Source organism: Croceitalea vernalis (assembly GCF_031846405.1).
GTDB lineage: Bacteria > Bacteroidota > Bacteroidia > Flavobacteriales > Flavobacteriaceae > Croceitalea > Croceitalea vernalis.
Window position 1 is genome coordinate 686215 of sequence record NZ_JAVRHU010000002.1, and the last position, 24561, is coordinate 710775.

At 34.2% G+C, this 24561-nt stretch carries 24 protein-coding genes and 1 riboswitch; of the genes, 12 read left to right on the forward strand and 12 right to left on the reverse strand.

All coding sequences use genetic code 11. The features are described 5' to 3' along the window. Window position 1: 1 nt before the first annotated feature. On the reverse strand, window positions 2–382 hold the full coding sequence (locus RM520_RS09490; RefSeq protein ID WP_311387847.1) for a VOC family protein: 381 nt from the start codon (window positions 380–382) through the stop codon (window positions 2–4). Between the two features lies 1 nt (window position 383). Then, window positions 384–911, reverse strand: coding sequence for an SRPBCC family protein (locus RM520_RS09495; RefSeq protein WP_311387848.1), 528 nt, complete (start codon window positions 909–911; stop codon window positions 384–386). A gap of 117 nt (window positions 912–1028) precedes the next feature. Between RM520_RS09495 and RM520_RS09500 the strand changes: the two genes are divergently transcribed. The 3 genes from RM520_RS09500 to purB are packed head-to-tail and all read left to right on the forward strand — an operon-like array spanning window position 1029 to window position 3683. Then, window positions 1029–1721, forward strand: a complete 693-nt coding sequence (locus RM520_RS09500; protein ID WP_311387849.1) for an SIR2 family NAD-dependent protein deacylase — start codon at window positions 1029–1031, stop codon at window positions 1719–1721. Between the two features lie 3 nt (window positions 1722–1724). After that, window positions 1725–2294 carry a HEAT-like fold family protein gene (locus RM520_RS09505; protein ID WP_311387850.1) on the forward strand — a complete coding sequence of 190 codons (570 nt, stop codon included), beginning with the start codon at window positions 1725–1727 and terminating at the stop codon, window positions 2292–2294. A gap of 45 nt (window positions 2295–2339) precedes the next feature. Then, window positions 2340–3683: an adenylosuccinate lyase gene (gene purB, locus RM520_RS09510; RefSeq protein ID WP_311387851.1), complete on the forward strand. Its 1344-nt coding sequence runs from the start codon at window positions 2340–2342 to the stop codon at window positions 3681–3683. 67 nt (window positions 3684–3750) lie between these two features. Here the strand turns inward: purB and RM520_RS09515 are convergent, their stop codons facing one another. The 6 genes from RM520_RS09515 to RM520_RS09540 all read right to left on the reverse strand — a co-directional run bounded on the left by RM520_RS09515 (window position 3751) and on the right by RM520_RS09540 (window position 7446). Beyond that, window positions 3751–4554 carry a mechanosensitive ion channel family protein gene (locus RM520_RS09515; RefSeq protein ID WP_311387852.1) on the reverse strand — a complete coding sequence of 268 codons (804 nt, stop codon included), beginning with the start codon at window positions 4552–4554 and terminating at the stop codon, window positions 3751–3753. A 153-nt stretch (window positions 4555–4707) separates the two neighbouring features. Continuing rightward, window positions 4708–5247, reverse strand: a complete 540-nt coding sequence (locus RM520_RS09520) for a GFO_1091 family lipoprotein (protein ID WP_311387853.1) — start codon at window positions 5245–5247, stop codon at window positions 4708–4710. Between the two features lie 72 nt (window positions 5248–5319). Further along, window positions 5320–5865: a DUF4252 domain-containing protein gene (locus RM520_RS09525; protein WP_311385481.1), complete on the reverse strand. Its 546-nt coding sequence runs from the start codon at window positions 5863–5865 to the stop codon at window positions 5320–5322. Between the two features lie 94 nt (window positions 5866–5959). Continuing rightward, window positions 5960–6502, reverse strand: a complete 543-nt coding sequence (locus RM520_RS09530; protein ID WP_311385482.1) for a DUF4252 domain-containing protein — start codon at window positions 6500–6502, stop codon at window positions 5960–5962. Window positions 6503–6512: 10 nt separating this feature from the next. Further along, window positions 6513–6950 carry a PG0215 family putative anti-sigma factor gene (locus RM520_RS09535; protein WP_311387854.1) on the reverse strand — a complete coding sequence of 146 codons (438 nt, stop codon included), beginning with the start codon at window positions 6948–6950 and terminating at the stop codon, window positions 6513–6515. Next, window positions 6937–7446, reverse strand: coding sequence for an RNA polymerase sigma factor (locus RM520_RS09540; RefSeq protein WP_311385484.1), 510 nt, complete (start codon window positions 7444–7446; stop codon window positions 6937–6939). The genes RM520_RS09535 and RM520_RS09540 overlap by 14 nt, the downstream gene beginning before the upstream one ends. Window positions 7447–7631: 185 nt before the next feature. Between RM520_RS09540 and RM520_RS09545 the strand changes: the two genes are divergently transcribed. After that, a complete protein-coding gene (locus tag RM520_RS09545; RefSeq protein ID WP_311387855.1) occupies window positions 7632–9080 on the forward strand; it encodes a GFO_1087 family putative carboxy terminal peptidase in 1449 nt (482 codons plus the stop codon). 50 nt (window positions 9081–9130) lie between these two features. Here RM520_RS09545 and RM520_RS09550 read toward each other — a convergent pair whose 3' ends face one another. Then, a complete protein-coding gene (locus RM520_RS09550; protein WP_311387856.1) occupies window positions 9131–11020 on the reverse strand; it encodes a TonB-dependent receptor plug domain-containing protein in 1890 nt (629 codons plus the stop codon). Between the two features lie 66 nt (window positions 11021–11086). Beyond that, a riboswitch (cobalamin riboswitch) is annotated at window positions 11087–11311 on the reverse strand. A 51-nt stretch (window positions 11312–11362) separates the two neighbouring features. On the opposite strand from RM520_RS09550, the gene RM520_RS09555 reads away from it, so the two are divergent. The 6 genes from RM520_RS09555 (at window position 11363) to RM520_RS09580 (ending at window position 16647) form a co-directional block, all read left to right on the forward strand. Continuing rightward, window positions 11363–12517, forward strand: a complete 1155-nt coding sequence (locus RM520_RS09555) for an ABC transporter substrate-binding protein (RefSeq protein WP_311387857.1) — start codon at window positions 11363–11365, stop codon at window positions 12515–12517. Further along, window positions 12514–13548: a FecCD family ABC transporter permease gene (locus RM520_RS09560; protein ID WP_311387858.1), complete on the forward strand. Its 1035-nt coding sequence runs from the start codon at window positions 12514–12516 to the stop codon at window positions 13546–13548. Before RM520_RS09555 ends, RM520_RS09560 begins: the two co-directional genes overlap by 4 nt. 1 nt (window position 13549) lies before the next feature. Continuing rightward, complete coding sequence (locus tag RM520_RS09565) at window positions 13550–14329, forward strand: ABC transporter ATP-binding protein (protein WP_311387859.1); 780 nt, start codon at window positions 13550–13552, stop codon at window positions 14327–14329. A 61-nt stretch (window positions 14330–14390) separates the two neighbouring features. Continuing rightward, the gene (locus tag RM520_RS09570) at window positions 14391–15734 is read left to right on the forward strand and encodes a DNA recombination protein RmuC (RefSeq protein ID WP_311387860.1); all 1344 of its coding nucleotides are present in this window, start codon (window positions 14391–14393) and stop codon (window positions 15732–15734) included. Continuing rightward, window positions 15735–16106, forward strand: a complete 372-nt coding sequence (locus RM520_RS09575) for a DUF8785 domain-containing protein (RefSeq protein ID WP_311385491.1) — start codon at window positions 15735–15737, stop codon at window positions 16104–16106. Then, window positions 16102–16647, forward strand: a complete 546-nt coding sequence (locus tag RM520_RS09580) for an acyl-CoA thioesterase (protein ID WP_311385642.1) — start codon at window positions 16102–16104, stop codon at window positions 16645–16647. The genes RM520_RS09575 and RM520_RS09580 overlap by 5 nt, the downstream gene beginning before the upstream one ends. Here the strand turns inward: RM520_RS09580 and pgl are convergent. Further along, complete coding sequence (pgl, locus tag RM520_RS09585; RefSeq protein ID WP_311387861.1) at window positions 16639–17349, reverse strand: 6-phosphogluconolactonase; 711 nt, start codon at window positions 17347–17349, stop codon at window positions 16639–16641. The genes RM520_RS09580 and pgl overlap by 9 nt on opposite strands. A 90-nt stretch (window positions 17350–17439) precedes the next feature. Further along, entirely contained in the window at window positions 17440–18972 is a 1533-nt protein-coding gene (gene zwf, locus RM520_RS09590) for a glucose-6-phosphate dehydrogenase (RefSeq protein ID WP_311387862.1), read from the reverse strand. 103 nt (window positions 18973–19075) lie between these two features. On the opposite strand from zwf, the gene gndA reads away from it, so the two are divergent. Both gndA and RM520_RS09600 read left to right on the forward strand, forming a co-directional pair. Next, window positions 19076–20485, forward strand: coding sequence for an NADP-dependent phosphogluconate dehydrogenase (gene gndA / locus RM520_RS09595; protein ID WP_311385494.1), 1410 nt, complete (start codon window positions 19076–19078; stop codon window positions 20483–20485). A gap of 36 nt (window positions 20486–20521) precedes the next feature. Beyond that, window positions 20522–21562, forward strand: a complete 1041-nt coding sequence (locus RM520_RS09600; RefSeq protein WP_311387863.1) for a succinylglutamate desuccinylase/aspartoacylase family protein — start codon at window positions 20522–20524, stop codon at window positions 21560–21562. Between the two features lie 72 nt (window positions 21563–21634). On the opposite strand, the gene carB is transcribed toward RM520_RS09600, so the two are convergent. Then, entirely contained in the window at window positions 21635–24487 is a 2853-nt protein-coding gene (carB, locus tag RM520_RS09605; protein WP_311385496.1) for a carbamoyl-phosphate synthase large subunit, read from the reverse strand. Between the last annotated feature and the right edge of the window lie 74 nt (window positions 24488–24561).

Genomic DNA, 24561 nt, shown 5'->3' on the forward strand with positions numbered 1-24561 from the left:
TCTATTTTTTTGAATGTAAAGCTATTCGATTGCCCTCGGAATCATGAAAAAGAGCCATATACCCTATATCAGGACTAATCAGCGTTTTTTGTTTTAATATACGACCACCTGCAGCTGTTATACTGTTTAATTCATTTTGAACATCGTCAGAGGAAAAGTAAATCAAAACACCTTCTTTAAAATTTGGAATATACCATTCAGGTTTTTGTATTAAAGAACCTGAACTGCCTGGCTTACCATCTGCACTTGGAAACCAACCCATAACCGCTTCTCCAAAATCATGAATTTGAATTTCTATTTGAAAAACTGTTTCGTAAAAGGTTTTGGCTCGTTCCATATCAGTAACAGGAATTTCAAACCAACCTATCATATTTTTATTCATGCTAGCCTTCCATAATAGTTTTCAGATTTGAAAGTCCTTCTTCAAAGTCCTTACCTACCATTTTATCCATACTCATAAATAGCATCATGATACTCATCGGGAATTTGTTTTTTCCTGAAAAGCCCCAAGTGACTTTTGTGTTTCCCTCTGAAATCTCATCTGTGATGAAATAACAGTTTGATTCAGATTTAAAGGGCTTCATAAAACGTAGTTCCCCTTCAATACGTTCGCCATCAATAATTTTTTTAATTTCTTGCTCACCTTCACCTACTTCCTTATTCCCTAACCAATAACTTACCGACCCTTCCTCTCCATCTATACCTTTAAACTCCTTTTTCATATTAGGGTCTTTTTTTGCCCATGGTGACCATTCATCTTGCTTTTTAAGTGAACGTAATACCTCAAATACGTCTTTTTTGGGTTTCTCAATAGTTATTGAACGAGAAACATCATAGGTCTTAGGAGCTAAAAGAGTCAAAATTATTATCAGAAAAATGAGACCCGCAACAATGTATAATACTGTAGTCATCTTGTTAATTTTTAATTGGTTGTGATTAAAAATACGAAATTCATTTTTGCGAGAAATAAGCATAGTTTTTAGATGTTAGCCCTGAATGAAATTTGTAATTTTAAAATCATTCATGTTATGAATAAAAAGATTGTAATATTAACAGGTGCAGGAATTAGTGCAGAAAGCGGATTGAAAACTTTTCGAGATGCCAATGGTTTATGGGAAGGTCATGACGTTATGGAGGTAGCCTCTCCACAAGGGTTTGCAAAAAATCCTGAATTGGTTTTAGAGTTTTATAATCAAAGAAGAAATCAGTTATTAAAAGTAAAACCAAATGCTGGCCATTTGGCTTTAGTTGAACTTGAAACCAATTTTGAAGTAAATATCATTACTCAAAACGTTGATAATTTACATGAGCAAGCCGGAAGTTCAAAAGTTTTACACCTACATGGTGAGCTTTTCAAAGTAAGAAGTACAGTAAATGAAAATCTCGTATTGAATTGGAAAAAAGATTTGAACATAGGCGATTTAGGAACAGATGGGCATCAACTACGCCCTCATATCGTATGGTTTGGTGAAATGGTGCCGATGCTCGAAAGAGCAATTGAAATAACTTATACAGCCGATATTTTAATTATAATTGGAACATCAATGCAAGTATACCCGGCAGCGAGTTTGGTGAATTATGTAAAATCTGAAACCCCAATTTTTTTTATTGATCCGAAACCGAGTGTTACCAAAAATGATTTCGAAAATTTAACAATTCTAAAATCTTCAGCTAGTATTGGTGTACCGCAATTGGTAAACGAATTAAATTCCAATTTATAAAATTTGAAAGAAGAGCAACTTTATAGAAGGCTTAATTCAGGGCGATTATCTAAAACTGAAATTGATGAGTTAGTAAATGAATTGATGGATTACCCTAATCTTACTGAAATGCTACTTCAAGAAGTATTTAGACAAGATAAAGAGCATGATTTTAATGCAAGCTGGGTTTTTGACCATTTAATGAGAAAAAAATTAAAATATCTATTACCCCATTTTGAATTTTTCAGTAAAGAACTTAAAAACTTAGTTTCAGAATCATGTCTTCGGCCCATGGCCCACACTTGTGAATTGATAACTATAGCATATTTTAAAGGTGAAAAAGAGTTTGTAAACGTAATTACCAATCAACAATTAGAACGATTAGTTGATGTTTGTTTTGACTGGTTCATTGGCAATCATAAAGTGGCAACAAAAGTGTTTGCAATGTCTTCATTATTTGAATTAGGAAAGCGGTTTGATTGGATCTACCCAGAATTGAAAATAATCTTGGAAACAACCATTGGAAATAGCACCGCTGGATATAAAAGCAGAGGCAAAAAAACCCTTGAGAAGCTTATTGCAAAAGGAATATAAATCTTTAATATTAAGTATCTTTGCGCTTTCTTAAAAATTAGCAAAATGTCTTTAAATCAACTAAGCGCTATATCTCCTATTGATGGTCGTTATCGCAATAAAACTGAAGCTTTAGGTAATTATTTTTCTGAAGAAGCTTTAATCAAATATCGGGTTCAAGTTGAAATTGAATATTTTATTGCGCTATGTGAAATTCCTTTACCTCAATTGTCAGATTTTGACAAATCATTGTTTGCTGATTTGCAAAAAATTTATCTGGAGTTTTCAGCCAGTGATGCTCAAGCAATTAAGGACATTGAAAAGATTACCAACCATGATGTAAAAGCAGTCGAATATTTTATCAAACAAAAATTTGACGACTTAAAATTACAGAAATATAAAGAGTTTATCCATTTTGGATTGACTTCACAAGACATTAATAATACAGCAATTCCGTTTTCAATTAAATCGGCAATGAATGATGTTTATGTCCCCTTATACTTTGAAGTTTTTGATAAACTTAAAACTTTAGCTAAAGAATGGGAAGCAATACCAATGTTGGCTAGAACCCACGGTCAACCTGCAAGTCCAACGAGATTGGGTAAAGAAATTGGTGTTTTTGTTGAACGTTTAAAACAACAGTTTGATTTACTAAATGATATTCCTTCAGCCGCAAAATTTGGCGGAGCAACAGGTAATTATAATGCGCACAAAGTTGCCTTCCCACAAATAGACTGGAAAAAATTTGGACAAGAATTTGTCCAAGAAAAACTAGGTTTATACCAATCCTTCCCTACTACTCAGATTGAACACTATGATCATATGGCTGCGCTATTTGATTGTTTAAAGCGCATTAATACCATCATAGTTGATTTAAACCGAGATATGTGGACTTATATTTCAATGGATTATTTTAAACAAAAGATAAAGAAAGGTGAAGTTGGCTCCTCAGCTATGCCACATAAGGTAAATCCAATAGATTTTGAAAACTCAGAAGGAAATCTTGGTTTAGCAAACGCAATTTTTGAACATCTTTCAGGCAAACTACCAGTATCTAGGTTACAACGTGATTTAACCGACAGTACAGTACTCCGAAATGTGGGTGTACCTTTTGCTCATACTGTGGTTGCTTTTCAATCTACTTTAAAGGGTTTGAATAAACTTGTTTTGAACAGCTCTAAATTTGAACAAGACCTTGAGGATAACTGGGCTGTTGTTGCTGAGGCTATCCAAACAATTCTGAGACGAGAAGGTTATCCAAATCCTTATGAGGCTTTGAAAGGACTAACTCGTACTAATGAAAAAATTAACCACCAATCTATTTCCAGTTTTATTGAAACCCTAGAAGTTTCAGATGATATTAAGACTGAGCTAAAACAAATAAACCCCTCTAACTATACTGGCATATAGTAAGCCTATAAAACTAAAAAAGACCGCTTTTTAGCGGTCTTTAATTTTTTAAAATTGTAGATTCAAATTATTTATTAATCTGAACTTCATGTGGATATGGAATTTCAATTCCTGCTTTATCCAAGGCTATTTTACAATTTTCATATGTTCCAAAGTAGACATCCCAATAATGCTCAGGTTTGCAAAAAGGACGTACAGCAAAATTCACTGAACTATCAGCCAATTCCATAACATTAACGGATGGTGCAGGGTCTTGTAAAACCAGTGGATTCGAAGTTAATACTTCCAATAAAACATCTTTTGTTTGTTTGATATCAGATGCGTAATCAACACCAATCACGGTATCAACTCGGATCTTACCTTCTGCTGTATAGTTTACAATATTTCCATTGGCCATTGCCCCATTTGGTACAATCAAGAGTTTGTTGTCTGGAGAAACTAATTTTGTAGTAAAAATTTCAATCTCTTTTACAACTCCTAATACTCCTTGAGCTTCAACTAAATCGCCAATTTTATAAGGCTTAAAAATCATTATTAAAACTCCTCCTGCAAAATTTGAAAGTGATCCCTGCAAGGCTAAACCAACAGCTAAACCTGCGGCGGCGATTACAGCTGCCAAACTAGTAGTTTCAATTCCTAACGTACCAATAACTGTTATTATTAAGAATATTTTTAAAGCCCAAGAAACCAAATTCATCAAAAACTTCTGTAATGATTCATCATAACTTCCTTTAGCCATTACCTTTCTTAAAATACCTACTAGTTTCTTGATAATAAAAGAACCAATAATGTATACGAGAATGGCTTTTAAAACTGGTACTCCATAGGTTTCAACGTAACCCATTATGCTTTCCATTGATAAATTTTCCATATTGTTTATATAGGTTTTAGTGTTATATATTTTTCTGACACTAATATAACAATTTGGTCACCACTTTTTTTTAAGAAAGTATCAAATCTATAACATAAAAAAATCCTGAAGTGCAATTGCATTTCAGGATTTTCAAGTTGAGTTGAGTTTGGATTATCCTTTTAAGAACTTACCTATTTCCCCCAGGCCTTCTCCATTATAATCTGATTTTTGAATGGCTTGCATTAGCTGTACAATATGAGCTGGATTCATATCTTTCCCTAATACACGAACCAAAGCAAAACCCTGTTCGTCACTTGCACCATAAATGATAACTTCATCAATAGCATTTTCGTCTCCAAGATACTTTACCACTCCTTTACCGTACTGTGAATTAATTTTCATTAACTCAACAAAATCATCATTTTTCAATATCTCTTTCACTCTAGCCTTTTCTATCTTAAAGTCACTAGAATTTTCATCGGTCTTTTTAAAAGCCAAAAGATTAAACTTTTTTAAAGAGTTAACAGCTGCTTGTTGACCATCTGTTAATTCTGCTACCTCCATTTTCAAAATACTTGCAGGAATATCTAAAGAAATGAAATTAGGATTTTCTTGATTATCTATATAGTACTCTTGAAGGCTTTGTTGTGAAGCACATGACCCAAGCAAAATAACTGCAAGTAATAAGGTGCTTTTAATTATTTTTTTCATTGTTTTATATTTTTTGATTGACTTATAAATAAGTATGATTTTTGGCTGTTTTGTTACAGTTAATTGTAATAATTATTTACCTCTTTTAGCTTTTTTTAGCTCTTTGGGTAAATTCATTTTATTTGTAAGTGAACCTATCTTACTTAGCTCAATATCACCAGTCATTGTCAAAAGCACAGTTTCAAAATGCGGTCCATTTTTACCCTTTGCTTTTTCATCTATTCCGGTCACAAACATCAATAATTCTGTAACTCGGTTAGAGTTTCGGCCGTTTTTTATGTAAAACCTTACATTAGTATCACCATCTTTAACCTTCATTAACTCTTCAAGCGAAGCTGATTTTACATATTTTTTCATAGTCTTCGCCATATCAGCAGAAGCCGATGCATCTTCTGACATAAAGACTTTGATATTATCGATACTTTTTGCTAATTCTATGAATTCTTGAGTTTCCTTATCATTTTCGTCAGCAGACATACTTGCTACAATACCTAATAGACCTTTATTGATGATTACTGAACCTACATTTTCAGAATCTTCATATTTGTCAAAAGCAGATTGTGATGTACCTAGAACAGGTAATAAAGCTACCAACGCTATTATTATAAATTTTTTCATGTTATTCGTTTTTGATTTTTGATTGATTTTTTTTAAAGTATAGTTGTCAGTTAACCATAAGACTAACTGACAACCGCTCTTTGCAAATTGACTATTAATTGTTACCAGCTTTGTTTAATTCATCTGGTAAATTCATTTTTTTTGTCAATGAATTGATTTTATTTAAATCAATATCCCCAGTCAATGAAAGTAATACTGTTTCAAATTTTCTATCATTAACCTCTAAATCAACATCTTTAAGTCCGGTAACGAACATTAACAGCTCACTAACATGATCACTATCTTTACCTTCTTTAATGTAAAATTTCACATTAGCATCTTTGTCTTTAATACGCATTAATTCAGTTAGAGACGATTTCTTTAAATAACCATTTACAGAAGCTTTCATATCTGCTCCAATAGATTGATTATCTGTTGTAAATACTTTGAGGCTCTTTAAACTCGTTGCAATATCTACAAAGTCTTGTGCTTCAGGATCATCTACCTCAACATCAATCTTTGCCAATAGATTGAACATGCTTTGATTCACCACAACTGATGTTACATCATCTAACTCTTCATACTTATCAAAAAGCGATTGTGAAAACCCAGAAAGTGGTAATAGGGCTACTAATAGAATTAAAATATTCTTTCTCATTTTGTTATTATTAATCATTACTTAAAACTTTTTGTTTTGCGACTTCAAACTCATTTAACAAAGCAACTTTTTCAGTGCCTTTATTAAAATTTACTGCTAAAAGATTTAAAGCCTCTTTTGTTTGTAAATAGACCTTTTGGGCCTCTCTTTGTTCTCGATAATCATTACCGAAATACACACCAAATGCCAACACTACTGCCGCCGCAACGGAAACCCATCTATAATTGAATCTTCTTCTAGGTTTTACAGGTTCCGATAGCGATGTTACTTTTGTAAACTGTTCTTCTTTGGCTTTAGAAAAATAAGTGAACATAGGTTGGTATTGCTCAAGATGCGATGCTACGCCCTCTTGATTAAAATACGCTCGCAATGTTTCTTCTTCAACAACTGTTGTCGTTGCTTCAAAATATTTTTCTAATAATTTTTCTATGTTCTTATCCGATTCCATAGCTATGCTTTTGCATTAATTTTTCTCTAACTGCTTTTCTCGCTCTTGATAATGTTACACGAACTGCTGTCGGTTTCATACTGAGCATATCTGAAATTTCATCAAAATCATAATCCTCAATATCTCTCAATTGCAAGACCAATTTTTGTTGCTCTGGTAATTCATCCATTATTCGTTCTACCCAACTTACACTATCTTCAATTTCTAATTGTTTCTGTAGACTAGTATTTTCATCTTTATAATTACTATGAACTAATTTTAAATTACCAGCTTGTTTAGATTTCAATCGATCTAGACAGAAATTCTTTGTCATGGTCATAGCAAAAGCCTCAACACTTTTATATTGGCTCATTGCCTCATTTTTTGACCATAGTTTTAATAAAATCTCTTGAGTTGCATCTTCAGCTTCTTCTCTTGACACAAGCAATCGCTTCGCCAGTCTAAACAGCTTATCCTTAAAGGGCATCACAAGATTTAAAAACTCTTTTTGTTGCATTTGGTGGTTGAATTGTTGTAAATCATTTACTGACTTACAACTTGAAGACGAAACATAACGAATATTGTTACAAATAGTATTAAAAATTTATTAGATGTAAGTATTTTAGGGTTTTTCAAACTAAAGTTGTTATAGTAAAGAAGCTACTTTGGAATACTAATTGCTATTGAAATTATAAAAACACTATGAAAAAACTTCTCTTCTTATTTGTTGGCTTAGGTTTTATAGTCATCTCTTGTGATAAAAATGATGATAATCCTTTAAATCCCACCTCAGGTGATGTAACGGTGCAGAATTTTATGTGGAACGCCATGAATGATTGGTACTTTTGGCAAGCAGAAGTCCCAGATCTCGCTGATGACAGGTTTGCTAATAATGAGGTTTACACGGAATTTTTACAAGCAACTCCTAATCCCTTAGATTTTTATAATAGTATTCAATTCATAGAAGATCGTTTTAGTTTCTCTAATGAAGATTATAATACTTTGGTAAATAGCCTTAATGGTATTTCGAAAAACAATGGATTGGAATTTGGTTTAGTACAATTTTCTGATGGTAATAATATATTTGGATACGTGCGATATATCATTCCAAATTCAGACGCAGCGACTAAGGATATACAAAGAGGAGACATTTTTACAAGAGTAGATGGTCAACAATTAAATTTAGATAATTATAGAGAATTATTATTTGGAGATAATGACTCTTATACCCTAGGCCTTGCAACAATTGAAAATTCAACAATTACTGATATAGAAGAAGAGGTTTCACTAACTAAGTTAGAAGGTTTGACCGAAAATCCGGTTTTAGTAGCTACTACCCTTGATGTAAATGGTCAAAAAATCGGTTATCTAATGTACAATGGTTTCACTCGTGGTTTTGATGAACAACTGAATGCTGCTTTCGGCCAATTTGTAGCTAATGGAGTTACAGATTTAGTTCTTGATATGCGCTATAATCCTGGAGGTTCTGTTAATTCTTCAAGGTTATTGGCAAGTATGATTTATGGTACTAGAACTCAAGACTTATATATAAAACAACGGTGGAATGCAAAAGTTCAAGAACAATTAAGCTCATCTCAGTTAGAAGATTATTTTGCCTCAACCACTGGAGCGGGAACTCCTATAAATACTTTAAATCTAAATAGAGTTTTTGTAATTGCAACTAATAGTTCCGCTTCAGCGAGCGAATTGGTGATGAATGGTTTAGCACCCTACTTAGATATTATTCATATCGGAGAGACCACACGAGGAAAAAACGAGTTTTCAATCACATTAATTGATGATTCTGAAAATGATTATGTGTATAATTCATCTCGAGAAAATCAAATAAATCCGAATAATAGTTGGGCAATTCAGCCTTTGGTAGGACGTAATGAAAATGCTGACGGCTTTTTCGATTACACTAATGGTTTAGCGCCAGACATTGAGCTTGGAGAAGATTTTGGAAATCTTGGACAGCTCGGCAATTTAAGTGAACCTCTACTTGCAAGAGCTATTCAAGAAATTACTGGTGTTACTTCCAAATCTATTTTTAGAGAAGTAATTGGAACTGGTGAAGAAGTGTCAAACTCAAAGTTACATGCTCCATTAAGAGATAATATGTTTTTAGATAAACCAATTAATCTCAAATAGAAATAAAGAAATGGCCCACAATCTTAAATTCAAGAATGTGGGCCAACTATTTAAAGATTAATATTGAGACCCAAATTATAGTTTCTACCCCTGGTACTATACCCAATAATTTCTTGATAATCTTCATTAAAGATGTTGGTGATGTTAACAAACAACTTCAGTTTATTGTTTTTAAATCGATGGCCTATGTAAAGGTCTATTAAAGAGTAAGCATCAAGTTCTACATTTTGAAAGGTGCTAAAATCAGTATCTTCTCTACTACCAACGTATTGATAAGTTAAAGTCGCATTAGTCTTATCTGAAAATTGGTAATTCAAATTTGCATTCGCCCTATGTTTTGGTAATCTTACCCGATTGCCCTCCTTTAATTGTGTGAAGGTGTAATTCGCAGAAAGTTGTAATCCTGAAATCAATTCAGAAGCTACTTCTAGTTCTGCTCCTTGTATTTTAGCGTCTCCTTCGGCATTGGTATATTGCGAAATAAAATTAACTGGATCTATAGTGGTAAAAATAACAGTATTTGTTTCGTTTCGGTTAAAGTAAAGACCGCTAACACGCAACGTTTTTCCAAGATTCCATTCAAAACCACCTTCTAATGTTCTATTATCTTCAGCCTGCAGGTCTGGATTTCCAAAAGTCCCATCAAATAATTGAAACAAACTAGGAGCGATGAAAGAGGTGCTGTATGAAGCTAAAAACTTACCATACCCCTTACCCAAATCAAAAGAGTAAGAAGGGTTAAAATTATAGGTAAATTGACTTCCGTACTCGCTGTGGTTGTTTAATCGTGCTCCAACGTTCAAGTTCAAACCAAAATCAGAGACATAAACGAAATTGGCATATGGGTCACTATTGGTATAACTAACTTCCTCGGCAAAAAGAGTTTCGTTTTGCTGATAGTTAAAACCAACAATCGTGTACAATTTGTCGGCAAATACATATTTATTGAAAATATCAAGACTATACCCTTTTGATTCAAATACTGAAGGAAAATCTGATTTGGTTTCCCTATCAATACTGGTCATGCTTGCATTTATAGAGATACTTCCGTTTTCATATGTGTAGGTAGGTGCAACGGCAAATCTCAGTTGCTCAGAAATAGATTCATCATTGGTATCAGCAAACTGAAATAACGGAGCTGGAAAACCATCAATATCATTTTTGATCTTATCAAAACTTCCGAATACCTTTAAATCAAGAGCTTCTGAGAATTTATATTCTATTTTCATATTGGTATTAAGCCGAGAAAACGGGTCTTTTTCGGTATTAACACCAGAGGCAGCCGAGAGTCCATCGGTATATTGAGTAGCAAACCCTACCAAATAGGTCAGCTTATCAATTGTCCCGTTTAAATTTATAGCATTGTTAAAATTGGACAAGGTTTTATTATCTTCATTTTGCGATGCATTGGTCCCAACCACTGAATTAACACTCAAAGCTACCTTTTCTTTTGATGCATTTTTAGTCGTAATACTAATTACTGCTGTTGCAGCTGCATTACCATAAAGTGTACTGGCAGAACCTTTTATAATTTCAATATTCGCAATGGTGTTTAAATCTAATAACCTTAAATCAAAATCATTAGCTATTTGTGAAGGGTCGTTCACCTGAATTCCATCTATTATAACTAAAACCTGTCGGTTATTACCACCTCTTATGAAATAGCCTAAATTCTGACCTGCTACACTCCTACTACCGTTAATTTCAATCCCACTTTTAGAATTAATAAGCTCCGCTACTGATCTACCTTGATTCTGGGCTATTTCTTCCGCACTAATTTTAATAACGGTTTTACCCGAGTACTCTCGCTTAAGCGCAAAACGAGAATCGCTAACCACAACTTCATCAAGGATTTGAACTCGTACTGAGTCTTGATCTTGTGCGAGTAAAGACACGCAAAAATTACTTAGGGCTAAAAACCCTATTACTACTTTTTTCATTTTAATTTTAATTACTCGGAAGAGCCATAGGAATCCCTACGCAAACTTTTATCCCGAAAGTTTAATATTAATCGTTCGAAATTGGCAGGTCTCCTGGCTTGTAATTTGTATTTAACCTTCCCACTAGAAATAACTAGCAGTGGTCTGAAGCAAATACAACTTGCTTAGTCAAGCAAGATGCCGAAAAATTCGACATATACTCACAGTTGCGGGAACAGCTCTAGTTTCTCACTAAATTCCCTTTTAATCATATAAGATGATTTATATGAACCAAATTTCGCTGCGAAGCTAATCATTTTGTTTAACCTTATCACATAAGTTAAATACCCTATTTTTGAAATCATGAAAAGTATCTTCATTAAAGCAATTTGGAGTAGTTTATTAATACTAACAGTAGCCTCCTGTAAAAAAGACGCTAAGACAATCGAAGCCAATAATGGACAGCACAACGGCAGTGTTCAATATGCAAAAGGTTTTAGTATTGATAGAGAAGGTGATTTTACTGTTGTTTCTGTGACAAATCCTTGGCCAAATGCAAAACATAGTTTTAGATATGCTTTTGTTCCTATAGAAACTTTAGAAAAAATTTCTGTAACCAAAGACTTGTATGATGCTGTAATAACAACCCCTATCGAAAATCTTGTGGTAACTTCTACTACACATATTCCTGCATTGGAGAGTTTAGGTGGTTTAGATAAATTAAAAGGTTTTCCAGACACCGACTATATATCTTCAATGCCAGCTAGGCAGCTTATAAATGCAAAGAAAATTAAAGATTTAGGATCAAATGAAACATTGAATACCGAGATGGTTTTAGAAATGAATCCTGATGCCTTGGTAGGGTTTGCTATTGATAATCAAAATACCACCTATGAGCTCCTTCAAAAATCAGGAATTCCTATACTATTTAATGGTGACTGGACCGAACAGACTCCACTAGGCAAGGCAGAATGGATAAAATTCTTTGGTGTCTTGCTTCAAAAAGAAAAAGAGGCTGATAGTATTTTTAAAACAATTGCAAATTCATATCACCAAATTAAAGAACTGGCTAAAACAAGTAATAAAAAACCAACAGTCATGAGTGGTGCGCTATATAAAGATGTATGGTATTTGCCTGCAGGTGAAAGTTGGGCATCCCAGTTCTTGGCGGATGCGAACACAAATTATCTGTGGGCAGAAACAAAAGGAACAGGAAGCCTTGCTTTAAGTATAGAGGCTGTTCTTGAAAAAGGTCAAAAAGCTGATTATTGGATTGCTCCATCTCAATTTACAACCTATGAAAATTTAGCTAATGCCAATACTCATTATATCAAATTCAATGCCTACAATAAAAAAAAGTTGTTTACTTATTCGGCCACAAAAGGGCCCACCGGTGGACTATTATATTTCGAGCTTGCCCCCCAGCGACCTGACATAGTATTAAAAGACTTGGTTCATATTTTTCATCCAGAATTGCAACCAAATTACATTCCATATTTCTTTAAAGCCTTAGAATGACAAATTCATTAGGATCTTATAAAAAATGGTTTTCAGTGCTGACAATTATGCTATTGTTTAGTATGCTTTTGAATATAAGTTTAGGTAGTGTTTCAATTCCATTTACAGATACTTTAAAAGTGCTTTTTGGAGGAACGTTAAAAACAACTTCTTGGGAGTATATTATTTTAAACTATCGGATTCCAAAAGCACTGACAGCAATTTTAGTTGGTGGTGGTTTAGCGGTTAGCGGGCTTTTAATGCAAACTTTATTTAGAAATCCTCTAGCAGGCCCTTTTGTTCTAGGCATAAGTTCTGGTGCCAGTTTAGGAGCTGCTTTACTGATAATGGGAGCTAGCCTATTATCTGGTTTTGCCACTTTTCAATTTTTAAGTGATTTTTCTTTAGCTGTAGCAGCTAGTATAGGGAGTTTTTTAGTCCTAGCCGTTGTAATGGTTGTTGCGAATCGGGTTCGTGATACCATGGCCCTTTTAATAATAGGCTTAATGTTTGGTAGTATTACCGGAGCAATAGTTAGTGTATTGGCTTATTTTTCACCAGCAGAACAACTACAACGTTTTATTTTTTGGTCTTACGGCTCTGTCGGCAATCTATCTTGGGAACAACTTATTATTTTAGCTATTACTGTAGTAGTTGGGTTGCTTCTTTCTTTGTTATCGTTAAAGAATTTAAACGCCTTATTGTTAGGTGAAAATTATGCCAAGAGTTTGGGCATTTCAGTTAAAAAATCAAAGTTTTTAATCATTCTATCAACTGGGCTGTTGGCTGGGTCTATTACAGCCTTTGCCGGACCTATAGCCTTTGTGGGGCTTGCTGTACCTCATTTAACTCGGCAATTTTTCAATACCATGGAACATCGTGTTTTGTTACCTGCCGTTTTCTTATATGGTGGAATTTTGATGTTATTATGTGATTGCATAGCACAATTACCTTATTCGGTCAATGTAATTCCGATTAATGCCATTACTTCTATTATTGGTGGACCAGTAGTTATTTGGATACTAGTTAAAAAACGAAAATTGTTTTTCTAAAATGATTACTACAGACCTAAATACCATTGCTGTCCATAACTTGAAAATCGGTTATAAAAACAATACCATTGCCAATGAAATTACATTTTCATTACAACCTGGGGAGCTATGCGCAATAATAGGTGTTAATGGTATTGGTAAATCTACTTTATTGAGAACACTAGGCAACATTCAAAATAAACTTGGAGGAATCATAAAAATTCAAAATAAAGAGTTGGAGAAGTATTCTCCCATTGAAGTTGCAAAACAAATGAGTTTAGTTTTAACTGAAAATATTGCTTCTAAAAACTTAACTGTTAAAGAGCTCATCACATTAGGTAGACAGCCCTACACAAATTGGATGGGGTCTTTGTCTAAAGCTGATTCAGAATTTATTGACGAGTGTATTGCTGCCTTAGAATTAGAGCCATTTATAAACCGTAAATGTCATGAAATAAGTGATGGTCAATTACAACGTGTCTTAATAGCAAGGGCTCAGGCTCAAGACACTCCATTAATTTTACTAGATGAACCAACAACACATTTAGATTTATACCATAAGGTCCAAATATTAAAACTCTTAAAACAGTTAGTCCAAGAACAGCAGAAAACAATTGTCTTTACAACTCATGAAATTGATTTGGCTATTCAACTTGCTGATAAAATTTTAATTATTGACGGCATAGAAAACCCGTTTAATGAGCCCTGTGAGCTTATCTCTTCTGGAGCGTTTGAAAAGCTTTTTCCTACTGACATGGTTACATTTGATGCAAATTCTGGTTCTTTTAAAGTTAATAAGTAGTCTGCCTTAGTAACATTTGTTTGCATCCGAATCTATTATCTTTATCCTTAGAAAAATTATTATGAGTACTGATTTGATTACTATACTTATTGCATTCCTTTGTCTTGGTTTAGGGGCACTTTTAGGAATATATATCCAAAAGCTCAAAACAAAGTCTGGTTTAAGTGAATTAGAGGCGGAAAATAGGCAGCTAAACATTTCTGTTCGTACTTTGAATGATCAGCTTTTAACTAATGATGAAGAAAAAAAACAAATTCAATTAGCAAAAGAAAAACTAGGTCAAGACTATGTTCGTCTTGAAGCTGCCAATAGTAATCTAGAACAAGCAAATAAGAAACAGAAAGAAGAAGTAGAAAAGTTACAAGAAAAGTTCTCTAAAGAATTTGAAAATTTAGCGAATAAAATTCTGGATGAAAAGAGCGAGAAGTTTACAAAACAGAATAAACTAAACATTGAAAATATTTTAACGCCTCTTGATAAGAAGATTAAAGAATTTGAAAAGAAAGTTGAAGACACACAAAAGGAAAACATCACCATCCATTCTGCTTTAAAAGAACAATTATTAAATCTCCAAAATCAAAATCTAAAGATTACCCAAGAAGCTGAAAATTTAACGAAAGCCCTTAAAGGAGATAGTAAAATGCAGGGTAATTGGGGAGAATTGGTTTTAGAACGTGTCCTAGAAAAATCTGGTTTGGAAAAAGACCGTGAATATAGTGTTCAACAAAGTTTTCAATTGGCCGATGGTTCTAGAGTATTGCCTGATGTAATCATCAATTTACCGGATGGCAAAAAAATGGTAGTGGATTCTAAGGTTTCACTAACCGATTATGAGCGATATGTAAACGCTGATGAAGAGTTTAAACAAAAACACTTAAAAGACCATATCAACTCATTACGTAAACACGTAGAACAACTTTCGGCTAAAAAGTATGAAGATCTATATGAAATGGAGAGTCCCGATTTTGTATTACTTTTTGTACCAATAGAACCCGCCTTTGCAGTGGCCATTAACCAAGATAATTCTTTGTATAATAGAGCATTTGAACAAAATATTGTTATTGTTACCCCATCTACCCTTTTAGCTACCCTACGAACTATTGATACGATGTGGAATAATGAAAAGCAACAAAAAAATGCCATTGAAATAGCTCGACAGGCTGGTGCGCTTTATGATAAATTTGAGGGGTTTGTTACTGATTTAACTAAAGTCGGCAAAAAAATGGATGAGGCTAAAACGGAATATCGTGGAGCTATGAATAAGCTAGTAGATGGGCGTGGAAATATAGTTGTCAGCATTGAAAAATTGAAAAAAATGGGAGCCAAAGCAAAAAAGTCTATCCCAGAGCCGATAATAAAACGAGCAGAAGAAGACGATTTTGAACAATCTAAATTAGAAATGTAAATGCGTAAGTTTCTCTTTATTTTAATAACAGTGGTCATTTTGGCCATAGCAGCGTACTTTGCTTTTGTATATTATGTACCATTTAGCGAAGGATATCGTTCAGGTGAATTGATAAAATTCAGTAGAAAAGGGGTGTTGGCTAAAACTTGGGAAGGTGAAATTAGTCAAGGTATCTCAGGAGCTCAAATTTTTGAATTTTCAGTAGAAGATAGCAAAGTTGAAGTCATTCAAAACCTTAAAGATTTACAAGGTAAATATGTCAAAGTAACCTATAAAGAGCGGTATTCGACCTTTTTTTGGTTAGGAGACACCAAGTATTTTATCATCGAAGTAGAACCTGAAAAATCACCACATTTTGGGAGCCAAGATTAAAAAGTTTAAAACTGCCAAAGAATCTCGGCTATCTATTACAGAGCTCATGCTTCCTTCTCATTCTAATTTTGGTGGAAAGGTTCATGGCGGTCATATACTAAGCCTAATGGATCAAATAGCCTTCGCATGTGCCTCAAAGCACTCTCAAGCCTATTGTGTAACTGCCTCAGTGAACCGAGTAGATTTTTTGAATCCGATTGAAGTAGGCGAGTTGGTTACCCTCCGAGCATCTATTAATTTTACGGGTAGAACTTCAATGGTTGTTGGGGTACGCGTTGAATCTGAAAATGTAACTACTGGTGATACAAAGCATTGTAATTCGTCATATTTTACCATGGTGGCAAAAGGCGAAGGTGGTAAAAATCTTCCAGTCCCAGGATTGATTATTAAAGACAAACAGGGAATGCGTCGTTTCGCAAGAAGTAAAGAACGAAAATTATCTGCTTTCAAACGTGATTCAAAATACGACACTAAAAACTTTAAAGTTGAAGAATATTTAGAATACCTTGAAAATGAAAATGTAAAAATGGATTTAGATTAGTGCAGCAGCTTCTTCATCCATAAACCAAATCAACTTACCAGATTCAGGAATTACCAATGAAGCGGGGTATTTTTTATAATCTTCTTTTTGGTTATGTATTTCCTCAACCTTTTCAGCTTTTCCACTTCCAGTAACTAAAAAAACGACTTCTTTTGCTTGGTTAATGACCTTTCCATTGATGGATACCCGCTTTTGACCTGATTCAGGATGTAGGGTAACAACACAATGGTCTTCAGAATGCCATAAGTCTATTTCATGAGGAAAAATAGAAGCTGTATGCCCATCATCACCCATACCTAGTAAGACCAAATCAAACTGAGGAATACTATTTACTCTATCTAGATTTATCTCCAAAAGGTTGGCATAACGCATAGCTTCACCTTGAGGGTCATTTTCACCTAAAACACGATGAATATTTTCTTTTGGAACATTTATTTTAGAAAATAAATGCTCAAAAGTCATCTTAAAATTACTTTGATCATCGATAGGTGGAACGCAGCGCTCATCTCCCCAATAAAAATTGATCTTTGACCAATCGATTTGATTTCCGTATTTCGTGGCTAAAACGTCAAAAATCAACTTCGGTGTACTTCCGCCTGATAAGGCAACATGAAATTGTACTTTATCTTCGACTAAATCGGCAAAATAATCTGAAAATGCCTCGGCAACCATCTTTTTATCCTTGTAAATCTTGTTTTCCATTACTAGTACTAGCTGTTTTGCGTCTTGTCTTATACTTCAATTAACTTCAATTCGAAAGTATGACCTTGAATTACACCTAATGACTCACTCCTAACAAATAACACAGTACCCTGGGTCATCTGCTAAATTTGAACTAGGATTACGCCAATATCCGATTCCTTCTATTAATTCATCTGCATTTTCAGGACCCCAAACACCAGCTGCATAGCCATACATTCGAACATCGTCTCCGGTTTCCCAATATTTTAAAATAGGATCAACAAATTCCCAAGCAGCTTCAACTTCATCAGCTCGAGCATACAAAGTAGCATCGCCTTGCATGCAGTCTAATAATAGTCTTTCATAAGCCTCCATTACATGGGTTTGTGCTAAACTTGAATAGTAAAAGTCAAGATTTGCACGCTCTACTTTAAAGCCTTGACCGGGAACTTTGACTCCAAATTTCATGAGAATACCCTCATCAGGTTGAATTCTAATGATGAGTTTATTATCCTTGTTATTCACACCGGAATTCTGAAATATATGATGGTGTGGTGATTTAAAATGAATAACAACTTCAGTAACTTTCGTAGGCATTCTCTTTGCAGTACGCACATAAAATGGAACATCTTTCCACCTCCAATTGTCTACAAAAAACTTAATCGCAGCATAAGTTTCTGTTGTAGAATTTTTATCCACTCCTTCCTCTTGACGATATCCTTTAACCTTCTCACCATTGATGGTAGAATCCATATACTGGGCTCTAATGGTGTTATCATGAAGTTCTTTGTCATTCTTCATGATTCGGAGAGACTTTAATGCTTTTACCTTTTCATTTCGAATTTCTTCAGGTTCATCGCCTATTGGAGGTTCCATTACAATTAATGATACAATTTGCAATAGGTGATTTTGGAACATATCTCTTAAAGCGCCTGACTTATCATAGTATCCTCCTCGTTTCTCTACCCCAACACTTTCAGCGTTTGTTATCTCAACATGATGAATATAATTTCGATTCCATAAGGGTTCAAAAATGGTATTTGCAAATCGCGTTACTAAAAGGTTTTGCACAGTTTCTTTCCCTAAATAATGATCAATACGATAAATTTGAGATTCTGAAAAATATTTTTGAAGTCCATTATTTAGTGCTTTTGCCGTATCTAAACTGTAACCAAAAGGTTTTTCAACAATAAGTCTTTTCCAACCTAGGTTTTCTTTATTTAATTCAACTTCGGCCAATCTACTTGCTATCGTCTCATATAAAGTTGGAGGAGTCGAGAGGTAATAAATGATATTTCCTTCAGTATGATACTTGTTATTTAAATCTTCTACACGTTTTCTCAAACGGTCATAATGGGTATCATAATCGCCACCTAAATCTTCATAAAAAAACTTATCTGAAAAGCCCTGAATATAATTTTCTTTTAAGTCCTCAAGTCGAGGTTTTAAATATTTGCTTTCTAAAACAACTCGATTGCGAAAATCTTTGTCTGTCATATCGCTACGACTAGCTCCTAAAACCACAAAATTTTCTGGTAACTGCCTAGCAATGTATAGATTAAATAATGAGGGCACCAATTTTCTCGCTGTTAAATCCCCTGAAGCTCCAAAAATAACAAGAAGTTGATTAGCTGTTTTTTTCATGAGTTACGCGCTCCTTTATTTGAGCATAACGAATATAACGTTTATTTTAGGTAGCTCTTAATAGAAAATACGTACTTAGCGTAGACTTAATTTATACATAGTTATGGCAAATACATATGATTTTGGATTGGTAGGGCTTGGAGTAATGGGTAGAAACTTTATTCTTAATGTTGCAGACAATGGGTTTACTGCTTTTGGTAATGATCTGGATGAAGAAAAAGTCAATGCTTTAATCGAAGAAGGTGGTGATTCAAACAAAGTGAATGCCAGTACTGATGCCAAAACTTTTGTCAATGCCTTGAGCACTCCAAGAAAAATTATGCTTTTGGTACCTGCGGGTAAAATTGTGGATGTGGTTATTGAAAGTTTACTACCAATGTTACATGAAGGAGATATTATCATTGATGGTGGTAATTCATTTTTTACTGATACGGACCGAAGAGAATCTTATTTAAAAAAGAAAGGTATTAACTTTTTTGGAGCAGGAGTTTCTGGTGGTGCTAAAGGTGCTCGTAAAGGACCGAGTATTATGCCAGGAGGGTCGCGTGAAGCATATCAACATGTAAAACCAATATTTGAGGCAGTTTCTGCAAAATATAATGGCGAACCTTGCGTCACCTATTTAGGACCTAAATCCGCTGGAAACTATGTAAAAATGGTTCACAATGGCATTGAATATGGACTAATGCAGCTCACTTCTGAAATTTATGATTTACTCAAAAAAGCTGGCGGATTAAACAATCAAGAATTACATCAAACATTTGCTGAATGGAACGAAGGACGTTTGCAATCATTCTTAGTGGAAATTACTTCAGAAATATTGGCTCAAAAAGATGAACTTACAGATGGTGATTTGGTCGATATGATTCTTGATAAAGCGAAACAAAAAGGCACTGGAAAATGGACTTCTCAAAATGCAATGGATTTGGGTATTCCAGTTCCAACCATTGATATTGCAGTAAGTATGCGAGAAATCTCCGCTTTAAAAGAGGAACGTATAAAAGCTGATAAACTATATGACAGACCTAGTCCTGAAACCGTTGTTAAAGGCTCATTGGTTGCAAAAGCAGAAAAAGCCTTGTACTTCGCTTTTATAATGGCGTATGCCCAAGGTATGCATCAATTGGCAGATGCTTCAAAAGAATATGGTTACGAACTAGAATTAGCAGAGATAGCTAAAATTTGGAGAGCTGGGTGTATTATTAGAGCGCGACTCTTGGCAGATATAACAGATGCATTTAAAGCTGATAAAGAGTTACCAAATCTATTATTATCTCAAGCTTTCGTAGATAAAGTGCAAAGTACGGTTGATGAAACTAGAGAGTTAGTAGCTTACGGTGCAACCAATGGTATTCCATTGCCTGGACTTTCAAACTCTTTAACTTATTTTGATGCCTACACTTCTTCTAAATTACCATTAAACCTAATTCAAGGGCAACGTGATTATTTTGGGTCTCATACTTATGAGCGAACTGATAGAGAAGGTGTTTTTCATACAGAATGGGAAGCTTAAAATCTTTAAAAGAACAAATTGTAAATTAGATTAACAATGTTTAAAAATCTAACCATTTTTCTTATCATATTTTCGACTAGTTTGGGGTTTGCACAAGACGATTTTCAATCAATAGTTGAAAATCAAACCAGACCTTCAGTAAGTAATATTCGAATTAAATTCAGTGACTCACAAAACAATCAAGGCCATTTACCCATATCAATTATTAAAGGAAAAAAGGAAGGTCCAACTTTTACAATCGTTGCTGGTGTGCATGGTTATGAGTATCCTCCAATTATTGCAACTCAAGAATTTTTAAAAGAAATTGATATTGATAGGTTATCGGGCACTTTGATAGTCGTGCCTATAGCAAATACTGGTTCTTTTTTCTCCCGAACACCACTAATGAATCCTCAGGACAAAGTCAATTTGAATGGTGCATTACCGGGTAAATCAAATGGTTCCATCACGTATAAAATTGCAGATTATTTCAAAACAAAGATAATTCCGCTTAGTGACGTATTTCTTGATATTCATGGCGGTGGCGCTGCTGAAGATTTGATGCCGTTTATTTGTTATTACCGCAATAAAAAAAGGCCAGAACAAACTTTGAAGGCAAAACAACTATCAGAAACTAGTGGTTTTGAATACGTAGTTTCTTATGCCTATACTTTAAAAGATGATGAACCAGCGAAGTATGTTTTTAAACAAGCAGCGCAAGACGGTAAAATTGCGTTGAGTATAGAATCGGGGAAATTGGGTAATGTTCAAAAAGATGCTGTGGTGCTCATAAAAAGAGGGGTTTATAGTATGCTTAACCAAATGGAAATGTATAATAGCGACATTGAGCCTTTAAATAGTATTATCAAATTAAATAATCAGACCTATATCAGATCTAACAATAAAGGAATTTTTTACAGTAAGTATAAGGCAGGAGACACTGTAAAAGAAGGGGATATTGTTGGTCAAATTACTGACGAATTTGGGGTGGTAATTTCAGAATTTAAAGCTCCAGTTTCCGGAATAATTCTCTACAAGATTTCTACACCACCAATAAATATTGACGATACTATAATGTGCATTAGCAATAGAATATAGTACTACATAAAACAAAACCCACCCTATAAACGAGTTTATAGGCCGGGTTTTAATACTTAAGACTATTAGCCATTATTTACTCAAGTACATTTTACGTCTTGAGTATAGGTTATAAAAATCATCATCTTTTAAACTATCAATAAACAAGATGCTTTCCCCAGTACTTTTCATTTCAGGTCCTAAGTTCTTATTTACATTAGGGAATTTATTAAAAGAGAATACCGGTTGTTTAATTGCGTAACCTTCTAATTGAGGGTTAAAGTTGAAGTCCTTGACTTTCTTTTCACCTAACATTACTTTGGTAGCATAATTTACATAAGGCTCTTTATAAGCCTTGGCAATAAAAGGAACCGTTCTAGAGGCTCTAGGGTTTGCTTCAATGATATACACCGTATCATCTTTCACTGCAAATTGAATATTAATTAAGCCAACAGTATTTAATGCCAGCGCAATTTTTTTAGTGTGGTCTTTTATTTGCTGCATTACAAATTCACCTAAATTAAATGGAGGTAATGTTGCATTAGAGTCACCAGAGTGAATACCACATGGTTCTATATGTTCCATGATACCAATAATATACACATCTTCACCATCACAGATTGCATCGGCCTCAGCCTCAATAGCACCATCTAAATAATGATCTAGTAATAGTTTGTTATTAGGTATGCTGCGCAATAAGTCTACTACATGAGCTTCTAAATCTTCTTTGTTGATGACTATTTTCATGCCCTGACCACCTAAGACATAAGAAGGTCTCACCAATAGTGGAAAACCTAGTTCATCAGATAATTTTAAAGCTTCGTCCGCACTTTCAGCAACACCAAATCGTGGATAAGGAATATTATTCTCTTTTAATAAAGTTGAGAAACTACCACGATCTTCAGCTAAATCTAAAGATTCAAAAGTGGTACCGATAATCTTAATTCCATACTTAGATAACTTTTCAGCAAGTTTTAACGCTGTTTGCCCACCTAATTGCACAATTACACCTTCTGGTTTTTCATGTAGAATGATGTCGTAAATGTGTTCCCAAAATACAGGTTCAAAATAAAGTTTATCAGCAGTATCAAAATCAGTTGAAACTGTTTCAGGGTTACAATTGATCATAATAGTCTCGTAACCACATTCAGCAGCAGCAAGAACACCATGAACACAACAATAATCAAACTCAATACCTTGACCAATACGGTTAGGCCCTGAACCCAAAACAACAATTTTCTTTCTATCAGTAACTTCACTATCATTGGCTACATAACGTGTACCATCAGCAGTTTCAATTTCCTCTTCAAAAGTAGAATAGTAATAGGGTGTCATCGCTTTAAACTCAGCAGCACAAGTATCTACCAGCTTATAAACCCTATTAATATTTTGAGCAGTCCGTTTTTTATGAACCTCACTCTCGTAACAATCAAGCATGTGAGCTATCTGACGGTCAGCAAACCCTTTTTGCTTTGCTTCTAAAAGCAATGATTTAGGCAAACTTTCAATAGTATACTTTGCTATTTCTTTTTCTAAAAAATGTAGTTCTTCATATTGTCTTAAGAACCACATATCAATTTTAGTGATTTCATGAATTCTTGTTAGCGGTATACCCAATTGTATAGCATCATAAATAACAAAAACTCTGTCCCAACTAGGTATTGTTAGTTTTTTAATGATGGTATCATAATCTTTATAACCTTTACCATCGGCACCTAATCCATTTCTTTTAATCTCGAGCGATTGTGTTGCTTTGTGCAATGCTTCTTGAAAAGAACGTCCTATTCCCATTACTTCTCCAACAGATTTCATCTGTAGCCCTAAAGTTCTATCAGAGCCTTCGAACTTATCAAAATTCCAACGAGGAATCTTTACAATCACATAATCTAATGTTGGTTCAAATAGCGCAGATGTTGACTTTGTAATTTGGTTATCTAACTCATCAAGTGAATAACCAATGGCTAACTTAGCAGCAATTTTGGCAATAGGATAACCTGTAGCTTTAGAAGCTAATGCCGACGAACGCGAAACCCTTGGGTTAATTTCTATCGCAATAATATCTTCTTTCTCATCTGGGCTGACCGCAAATTGAACATTGCAACCCCCAGCAAAGTCACCAATACTTCGCATCATATGAATTGCCATATCACGCATTCTTTGGTACGTTCTATCAGAAAGCGTCATTGCAGGTGCTACTGTTATGGAATCTCCGGTATGAATACCCATAGGATCCATATTCTCAATAGCACAAATAATAACAACGTTATCATTTTTATCACGGAGTAACTCTAATTCATATTCTTTCCAGCCCATCAAAGCCTTATCAATCATCACCTCATGAATTGGAGATACTTCTAAACCATGGCTTAGTAAATCATCAAATTTCTCAGGATCATATACTATAGAAGCTCCGGCACCACCAAGAGTAAAAGAAGCACGAATAACTAAAGGAAAACCGAATTCTTGAGCAATTTCTTTTCCTTTTAAGAATGAGGTGGCCGTGGCTTGAGGAGCCATACCAATACCAATTTTTAACATCAGCTCACGGAACTTCTCACGATCTTCAGTTATGTTAATAGCATCAATATCAACTCCGATAATCTCTACGTCAAAATCTTCCCAAATTCCCTTTTCATCAGCTTCTATACAAAGGTTAAGCGCAGTTTGCCCACCCATAGTAGGTAAAACAGCATCAATTTGTGGATGATTTTTAAGAATTTCAATAATCGATTTGGTATTCAGTGGTTTTAAATAAATATGATCTGCCATGACGGGATCCGTCATTATTGTTGCAGGATTACTATTTATTAAAATAGTTTCAATTCCGTCTTCACGTAATGATCGCAAAGCCTGGGAACCGGAATAATCAAACTCACATGCCTGACCAATGATGATTGGGCCAGAACCTATAATTAAAATTGATTTAAGATCTTCTCTTTTTGGCATTCTTAATAATGTTACTCGTTATTCAAAATTTTTCAAATTTCGGCAAAAAAAAAGGTGCTAAACTTGAAAAAGTA